The 8,735-nt window shown below is 45.1% G+C and carries 8 protein-coding genes and 2 pseudogenes; 1 reads left to right on the top strand and 9 read right to left on the bottom strand.

Annotated features, from left to right (window positions below; translation table 11 throughout):
• Together KT99_RS10390 and KT99_RS10385 are read right to left on the bottom strand one after the other, a co-directional pair.
• The coding region (locus KT99_RS10390) for an IS3 family transposase (RefSeq protein ID WP_005499737.1) at positions 1-310 on the bottom strand (310 nt) is incomplete at its 3' end.
• A gap of 26 nt (positions 311-336) precedes the next feature.
• Positions 337-642 carry an IS3 family transposase gene (locus KT99_RS10385; protein ID WP_005499736.1) on the bottom strand — a complete coding sequence of 102 codons (306 nt, stop codon included), beginning with the start codon at positions 640-642 and terminating at the stop codon, positions 337-339.
• Positions 643-710: 68 nt separating this feature from the next.
• On the opposite strand from KT99_RS10385, the pseudogene tnpC reads away from it, so the two are divergent.
• Positions 711-1,736, top strand: a pseudogene (tnpC, locus tag KT99_RS10380) (IS66 family transposase); the annotation flags it as partial.
• 331 nt (positions 1,737-2,067) lie between these two features.
• Here tnpC and KT99_RS10375 read toward each other — a convergent pair.
• From KT99_RS10375 to KT99_RS10345, 7 genes and pseudogenes are all read right to left on the bottom strand, one after another.
• Positions 2,068-2,385, bottom strand: a complete 318-nt coding sequence (locus KT99_RS10375; protein ID WP_005499733.1) for a TapY2 family type IVa secretion system protein — start codon at positions 2,383-2,385, stop codon at positions 2,068-2,070.
• A complete protein-coding gene (locus KT99_RS10370) occupies positions 2,382-2,771 on the bottom strand; it encodes a type IV pilin protein (RefSeq protein ID WP_005499732.1) in 390 nt (129 codons plus the stop codon). The genes KT99_RS10375 and KT99_RS10370 overlap by 4 nt, the downstream gene beginning before the upstream one ends.
• A 5-nt stretch (positions 2,772-2,776) precedes the next feature.
• A complete protein-coding gene (locus tag KT99_RS10365) occupies positions 2,777-6,286 on the bottom strand; it encodes a pilus assembly protein (RefSeq protein ID WP_040571860.1) in 3,510 nt (1,169 codons plus the stop codon).
• Between the two features lie 29 nt (positions 6,287-6,315).
• Positions 6,316-6,738 carry a pilus assembly PilX family protein gene (locus KT99_RS10360; protein ID WP_005499730.1) on the bottom strand — a complete coding sequence of 141 codons (423 nt, stop codon included), beginning with the start codon at positions 6,736-6,738 and terminating at the stop codon, positions 6,316-6,318.
• The gene (locus KT99_RS10355) at positions 6,735-7,730 is read right to left on the bottom strand and encodes a PilW family protein (protein ID WP_005499729.1); all 996 of its coding nucleotides are present in this window, start codon (positions 7,728-7,730) and stop codon (positions 6,735-6,737) included. The genes KT99_RS10360 and KT99_RS10355 overlap by 4 nt, the downstream gene beginning before the upstream one ends.
• Positions 7,731-7,732: 2 nt before the next feature.
• Positions 7,733-8,284: a type IV pilus modification protein PilV gene (gene pilV, locus KT99_RS10350; RefSeq protein WP_005499722.1), complete on the bottom strand. Its 552-nt coding sequence runs from the start codon at positions 8,282-8,284 to the stop codon at positions 7,733-7,735.
• A 178-nt stretch (positions 8,285-8,462) separates the two neighbouring features.
• Positions 8,463-8,734: pseudogene (locus KT99_RS10345) on the bottom strand (IS66 family transposase); the annotation flags it as partial.
• Position 8,735: the final 1 nt, after the last annotated feature.

Genomic DNA, 8,735 nt, shown 5'->3' with positions numbered 1-8,735 from the left:
GAGATAAATGATTGGGGATATCAACATGCTCTTTAGGGGCCGCTTTATACTTATGTTGACCTGGTTGACGGCTTTCAACACCAGCATCTTTCATCAGACTCGCGGCCTTATATCGACCTACCTTTTCACCCTTTTTCGTCAGCTTTGCAGCAATGGCTCTTGCTCCTGCTGAGCCTCTCGGATCCTGATGAAATTCTTTGACCATATCTAATTGTCTCGCCTTATCTAAATCTATCGGCTTATCTTTAACGTTCAGCCAGTAGTAATAGCGGCTTCTTTCAAGGGTGAAAATATCACAAAGTGATACCATGCTATGCAGTTCCCTTAAGCCATCAACTATTTCAAAAGATTGATGGAGTCCGACATTAAGAGAGCGGTAGCCTTTTTTAATATTGTATTATGCTCTTCTAACTGTTTGACTTTATTTTCTAATTCTTTAATCCTCTGCTGCTCTAAGGTTAATGCCGAGCCTCTTGGTGTTTGCCCCTGACGCTCCTCTTTCAGCTGTTTGACCCACTTCCTAACAGCGCTATGGCTGACTCCTAATGATTGAGCCGCTTCTGCAACCGAATAATCTTTGTCCAATACCAACTGAGATGCTTCAAGTCTGAACTCTCGTGGATAGGCATTTCTTCTTTTCATATTTACACCTTATTTAAGTGGTTATTTAAACACACAAAAAGGTGTCCAGATCTATTAGGCCACATCATCAGTTGACCTTGATGGGGCAAGATAGCAGCGAGAAACTTAAGTTTGTTCCCGCACAAATCAGTGTCATTGAGCATGTTAGGTTAAAATACAGCTGCAAGCATTGCGACACTAAAGGGACGCAAGCTAACATCAAACAAGCCCCCGTGCCTGCCAGTCCAATTCCAAAAGGTTTTGCCACGCCAAGCCTATTGAGCCAGCTCATCACCAGTAAATATCAGTACGCCTTACCGCTTTATCGACAAGAAACTTTATTTAAACAGTACGGTATCGAATTAAGTCGTCAAACGATGTCAGACTGGATGATGAAATCAGCCGCCTTGTTTAAACCCTTATATGATTTGCTGCACCAACATTTATTAACGCAAGGTGTACTGCACGCCGATGAGACCACGCTCAAAGTGATTAACGATGAACGGGTGAAATCCTACATGTGGGTCTATTGCTCAGGTGCGGATAGGCCGAGTATCGAGCCTAGATATAAAGGTGTAAACAGCATCGTTCTGTACGACTATCAAGATGGTAGCCGCGCGAGCACTTGCGTGAGTGGTTTTCTTGCCACTGAGCACACCGTGTTTAATGGCTCTTTACAGGTCGATGGCTATGCAGCTTACCAACGGGCCAATGACAAACTTGTGGGTTGTTGGGCACATGCGCGGCGTAAATTCAAAGTTAAAGAACGGCTGTATTTTAGGCGTACACACTCAAGCGCCCAACTGGCGACATTGAAGCAATGGCTGGATAAATCGGTGCAACAAGTGTCGAAGCAAAGTGCCTTGGGTCGAGCCATCCATTACACTATCAATCAATGGCCAAAGCTCAGCCGTTACCTAGAAGATGGTCGACTCAACATTGACAATAATCGCGCCGAACGCGCAGTAAAACCGTTTGTGATAGGGCGTAAAAACTGGTTGTTCAATCACAATCACCGCGGTGCCGAGGCCAGTGCCATTTTGTACAGCATAATAGAAACCGCCAAAGCGAATGGCTTAACACCGTTCGATTATATCGAACGGTGCCTAGAATAACTCTCTCACCCAAACTGCGACCTCAGCAGCCTCTTGCCCTAGCGCGTCAAACTCGGCAAGGCGTAGTTCGCCGGACGCTTACCTTAATAGCACCCAGATAGTTTAATCATAGTTTAAAGGGACCCGAGTGTGAGGCAGTGTTAATAACCTTAGCGTCTAAAAATAGTTTTAACTAGACAAGGTGCAACAGCTGAGCAACATAAGCACAACATTCAAACGACAGAAGAGCAACGCCCAGGCGGTAGAAGTACAATATTCAGGCAATAAAAAAGAGGCTTAAGGCCTCTTTTTACTCGATGGATTATCGAAATTCCGATTTTGCTGGCTCGACTTACCTAGCCGTTATTTCATCCAGGCTCCGAGCTAGGCCATTGCTAAAGGTTGCATCCAATTCGACGCACTCCTCTACTTCTTTTATGTATGCCCTCTTTCCTGGGCTGCTATACGGCACCTTTTTTGCGGGCAAACGAGCAATATTTCTTTGTTTATTCTTAACGTCCCACTTATAGAACGCAATTTTATAACCAAGTGTAGTATTCAGATAACACTTATATTCCAGTTTGTTAGGTGCTGCATCATCAGCCCAAGTTGAAGCCGAATAGACCAAAGCCAGCAAAGATACATATGAAAGCAATTTCAGTTTCATCATTTCCAGCAACTCCCTGGAGTTTTCTCACCAATATCTGTGATCTGAATGCTTGCACAGTCACTGTCTCTACTTGCCTGCACTCCCTGTGCCGTAGCCACCGCGGTAAAACTTGCAGTACCCGTTGAATCGATACTGTACATACCGTTATCTGAGACAAATGGGTCTGCACCTAGTCCCAGCAGATTCATATCGGTAGCATATTGCTTATTGTCCAGATAAAACTGCTCCTGCAGATTTGCGACTCTCAACAAAGCCGCCAACCCATCGGCTCGTGCACCTTTGGCAACATAATCTGTATATGAAGGATAGATAACAGCCGCTAAAATCCCCATTATAGCCACAGCTATCATCAGCTCAATTAAACTAAACCCGTGCGTTTTTCTCATTTTTCTCACTCATTTATATGGTAATAGATACGATTCACGCCAACAGCGCCACCGACGCACTTGTCATCACCTGGCGGACAACCATCATCAGAACTGTCAGTTTTAACCATGTCTTTACCAGCTTTGCCTATACCAATCAGATACATATAACTGGGGTCAACTCCATTAGGTGGAACAACTAGCTGAGGCGTATCGGGAACCCTCTCACCCATCTCAATATACTCATGAGTGTAAGAACGGGTGCCCTTATGTAGATCGAAACCATAAAGACGCCCGACACCAGCAATCAAACATTGGTTAGAGTCAGAACTATCTCCTGGTACATAGGAGGTAAAAAATACCCGTCCTTCAATAATTGTAGCGCCAGAAAGAGTCTTCTCACCTAAGCTTGAATAATTGTAATACCAGCCACGCTTTAATCCAAAAGCCAGATTATCAGCTTCATTGCTAGGCGCAGAAGATGAGACATTATATAAGTTAGACAAGGTCAAAGGACTCGGAATTTCATTGCCTTCGCCCCCATTAAAAGACCGAGACATCACATTTCTGTCTTGTAGTGTGAAAAACATATCCGAGCGAGACGTATCCGATGGGTGGGGGCGATGACCTGTTCCAATAACAACCGCATCATAAGGTACATCTTGATAGCTAATCGTACTGCTTGTCTCTCCGTTTACTGTGACATCGACTCTAGACATATTGGTGAATAAGGTTTGAGCTACCATGGGTTCTGCGAAGAAGCGCCTATCCGTCGTTAAGGTCCCTCCTCCCAAGTCTGCAAATTTAAATGCTGTCCAAGGTTTTACTGAGTCTTTAGGGTTTGCACCTGGGAGGTCTATACGCCAGACGTTTGCCCCCGAATCGGTCGCATAGATACGGTCTGTCAGTCCATCACCATTGGAGTCGAGCACAGCGACAGAGTTCGGGATGCTGTCGGTAATACCTGGCATTTGGGTTGCTTTACCACCAGATGCCGGCCCAAATGAATGCACCAACACCCCGGTTTCCGCATCTACAATAAACACGCCTCGCCCCTGAGGATCGGCAGTGCCAACCGCAGCGGGGTCTTTAGCCGAGGGCGTATAACCAGCACCGAAGATAAGCACAGGAGATGCCGATTCTGGGCTGGTATTCCCAAGGGGCCATCCCGGTATGGTGGTGATGACAGGCTTAGACCAAGTCTGTCCCAGCTCACTCATGCCTTCGCTTGTTGAATCTATTTTCCACATATATCTCGGGGAGTCGGGATTGGTGATATCCAATGCATAGTATGATTTACCACCACGGCGCATACCGGTAAATAACCACACTTTTTCTACTCCGCCTAAGCCCGATTTAACATAGGCCACGGGTGAACTATCCATCCCGTATACAGAATGGACACCGGTTGGGGTATTTGCTTTTAACTCGATCAAATTCGGCAGTAGCTCGTAGGGCATAAACGCCCATGATTCAGACACCGTATCTTGTTCATCTTTGAACATATGCAGAAAACCTTGGTTGGTTCCCACGATTAACCTGACGTCCGGTGCCGAAGCTGTCCCAAAATTAATTGCCAGAGGCTTTGAGTGAAGTGAATCGCCTAAGATGTCCTCTCGAATATCCCTTGTGCTACCATCACCATCATCATCATCGACATCCATTCCTGCGGCCCACTTGAAGACAGTATCTAGCTCACTCTTAGTCACCCCCATATATTCCGCCAACTTATCCTCGCCTCCGGCGGCAGAAGAGGCATTTACCTTAGAGAAAGTCTGTAACGACCCACCACGACCGAAGTTACCGTATAACGTCCTGTAAGATGCGTGGCGTAGAGTATGAGCCACTCCTCCTTTTCTAACATCATTGCCATCTCCATTGCCACCTGAGCAGATAGAATTGGGAGTCCAATAAGAGCAAGCTTCAGGCTTGAGGTTACCATCTGAACCAATCGCAATCTTGCCATTTTTATCGACGATATCGCCACTGCCTGTCACTCTAAACTTCTTGATATTCCCCATCCAGCGCGGCCCTTTACTAGGCAGGAACATGGCGTAATAGACCGCATCAAAAGTTTGCGTCCTATCGAAGTTATTGCTCGCGATTGAGGGCGAAGTAAAACTGGCATTCACCTCTAAAATTTGTGAAAAGATATCAGATAATGCCGATTGCAGTTTAATCGCATCTTTAGCGGCGTAATAATCACCCCCTCCAAGTTCAGCCGCTTTTTTCAAAATTGGCGCAGCACTTGTGGCCCCATCACTGAATCCTATGGTAAATGTCGACACAAATTGATCACCAGCCAGCTTGGTATTGATATCTTCATTGTTCATGATACTGGTCAATGCTGGAAGGTAGCTGCCGTTGACGATATTATTTTTATCGTATCCAGGTAACTGACTCACTGTATAATTCGCAGCCGAATCATTGGTTGGCGCCCCGTCTGTGATGTAGACGATATAAGAGCGATTGGAACATTGGGACTCTTTGAAGGGTGACAGATACTTCCCCTCGCGTTCGATAGAGGTATCTCGAGGTGGACTGGCAATACCAGCCTCTAATGCATACAAGGGAGCCTTGGCGCCAAAGTAAAGATAGGCCTCATACAAGGTCTCACACAAGGGTGTCCAAGTTTCGGCACTAAGATTATTAATCGTTTGTACCAAAGACTTTTTCTCTATCGCATTGAGTCGCTGGATACCTGAGATAATCCGCCCGCCGTCATTACGGTAAGTGGTATTGTAGTTAGAGGTATTATAGTTAAACACTGCCAAGCCAAAGTCTACACTCGGTGTGGTAACAACCACATCTTCCATGACACGTTTGGCGATTTCCATACGCGTCTTCCATTCCTTTGGCTTTCTACCGTGATACCAGTTAACGTACCTCTCGGTATAGAGAGTCACAGACTTTCCAAGACCAAAATTGGTCAAGAAGGCTTTATCCAGAGCGGCTGCTCTATCGCCACTGGATGCGCTACTAGTGATATAGGTATAAGGGACAGGTGATGAACTAGTACCTATACTGTCAACCGGAAACCCACGCGCAATATGGTTACCATTTTGGAACCTCAACTCTGAAGCGTCTTCAAAATCTTCGAAGCAATCGGTATAGGCAACATTACTCGTTAACTCATCTGGCAGCTCTGACCAGGTGCCGTTTTCACCTTTGAAGGTGTATTCACGAACGAAACCGGTGAAGAAGCCGTAGTTTTTAAGGTAGATCTTAGATAGTTTACAGCCATTTAATTTATTCTTTATAAAGTTGTTACTAGTCGACTCGGGAACCCCAGCTCCTCCCTTGCTATAAAAAATTTTAGTCGAGCCATTAAGTGGCTCGCCTCTATCATAGAATTCATCGGTATACTCTTGTGTGCTCATACTGCCAGAATTATCAAATATGATAAGCACTTGAGGTCGATTCCCGGAGCGTGCCGAAGATTCAAAAACATAAAGCTCGGTATCGTCTGCAAAGCTTGCCACAGAAACCAAGCTAATGGCGATGACAACTGCACATAAGCACCTAATAACTCCCATAGTTCCCCTCATTTCTTGCTTATTCTGATTCATAAATCTATAAACTCTTGTTCAATTCCTGTGACAACCGTTAACAGACCTAAGCCCTTACGTCCAAAAACAGCGGTACTCGATACCTCTAATTTTGTACAACCGATCTTTGGGTTAGGTTTATTACTCCTCTGGCACTTCTTAGATGAACTGGCTTGAGGCGTAAAAACACTGGTTACACCTAGTGAATTATTTTCAACGACTAGAGTCTGCTTCAGATGATCTAAGCTAACACCTTGACTCTGAAAAATAGCTCTTTCTTGAGCACCTTGAGCCGAGGTCATGGCTGCTATACGGTCTGAACCAGCACCAGCCATCTTCATAGACTGTGAAGAATTAACCGCTAAAGCGACACCTATCACAGTCATGATCATTAAAAATATCAAAGAGAAAAACAGTATCATTCCTTTTTGCTTTTTCATTGTCTGGTCCTACCACCTATAATTATAGGGTTTTCAAGTACGACTGTGGTAGACACTACCTTTCTTCTAAAGTGGTCATCCACCTCTATTATTTTATCACCTAGTCGATAATTGGCTTTATTGGTATAACTAGGGTCTTGTTCGATAGTCCTCAGCAACAAGAAAATCCTGACTGCTACCAGACGTTGAAGCGGAGCACCATCCCACATCAGAGAAGACACATTTTCCGCAGGCATAAAACTGTCGGCGCTGCGATCACTGTTAGTATCGAATCCATATAGAATCCGCATATTCTCGACACCGTCAACGAGTTGCTCAACACTTGCAGTCGTGTTCATCCCCCCGGTCTTAAGCACACGCCTTCGGAGTTGAGGGACACCGTTATCCTCTTGAATGTAATATACGTGGTGTAGATACTTCCAATAGCGCCCATTAGCAATCACGGGAGTGACTTGGTTACCGCTGAAAATCACAGCTTCATTTTGATTAGCACCTAAATAATAACTAGTCTGTTCATTGGGATTGACTACCGATGGGCCTGACAGTCGTTTTATTTGTAATACGTCAGTACCAGTTATAACATTGGATAAACAGGCTAAGGACTCGGTCCCCCCCTGCTCGTAGCCCCAGATACGACGAAAGTTTGCTGCGGTATTGTTAGGTAAACTCGCATTATTAGCCCCAGCACCGACACAGTCATTACCAGCAGGTATTGCCGCGGCAGTAATTCGAGTGTTGACCCCAAGACTTAGTGGTTCTCCCGTCATATCAGCCATAAAACCGAGTTGGCTAACATCTCGTTCCATCAAGGCGAGCGCAATACGACCATTTTCCTGCAGCTGATTAAAATGGCTGGTCGTTGTGACATTGGTCGCTGACATACTGAACATAGCGAAAACACCAGCACTCAGAAAAAGAGAAATGACCATGGCAACCATCAGTTCGACTAGAGATAATCCCTTCTGCCCATGCATTTTGATAAATTTGTCCATGACTAGATGATCACCGTATTAATTGAATATATCCGTCTTCGCTTACTAGTCGTACCACATGACTTGACGAAAGAGTTGGCATTAGCGGCGCCATCCGACAACGGTCTCAGACCTCTCCAAGTCACTACAACCAATACGTCTCCAGTACCGGATACCTGAATACAAGCTGTAGGAGCGTCGAGACCACCGGTGGTAAGTTCGCCCCTAATCTCACCTGCACCGTTCATCGATTGTTCCCATTGGAACAGGTCCCATAACCTAGTTTCATTGTTAGTACAGACAGCATTGCCACCAACAGCGAGATCACAAGACTTAGCAGGCGCAGTGAGAGAGCCGGCATAAGAACCAGCATAGCCAGCTATTTGAGTACGGTTTAGCCTCATCCGGTTAATCATATCCACAGCGTAATAAGAAGCTAAAGTTTGCTGATATGATTCAAAGCTGCCCCTCTTAGCGACAATATGCAGATTAAAAATACCGATCAAGCCAACAACCAGTATCACCAGAGAGACCATAACTTCGATTAAGGAGAAGCCCCTTTGTTTATCTTTCATGTGCGTCAACTCTCCCCTATTTGTCACGTTTTTGACGATAAATAAGGCGCTATCCTGTTAATAATCTGAATTTTATGTAATAAAGACATCATATAGGTTAAATGCTGCGTAGTCTAATATTAAGAATATAACAATGTGATCAATGAAAAAATGTCACTTTCTATCAGCGTCCGGCGAACTACGCCTTGCCTGGATTAACGCGCCAGGGTAATAGGCTATTGAGATCGCAGTGAGGGGAAGATAGCAGCTCTAAGCAGTGTTCGATGTAATCGAACGGTAATTAGTCCATTCGCTTTGGCGGTTTCTATAATGCTGTACAAAAATGGCACTGGCCTTAGCCCCGCGATGATTTTGATTGAACAGCCAGTTTTTACGCCCTATCACAAACGGTTTTACTGCGCGTTCAGCACGGTTGTTGTCTATGTTGAGTCGACTGTCTTCTAGGTAACGG

It is taken from the genome of Shewanella benthica KT99, assembly GCF_000172075.1.
Classification (GTDB): domain Bacteria; phylum Pseudomonadota; class Gammaproteobacteria; order Enterobacterales; family Shewanellaceae; genus Shewanella; species Shewanella benthica_A.
The sequence above is the reverse complement of the archived record's forward strand: the minus strand, read 5'-3'. Positions and strand labels throughout refer to the sequence as shown.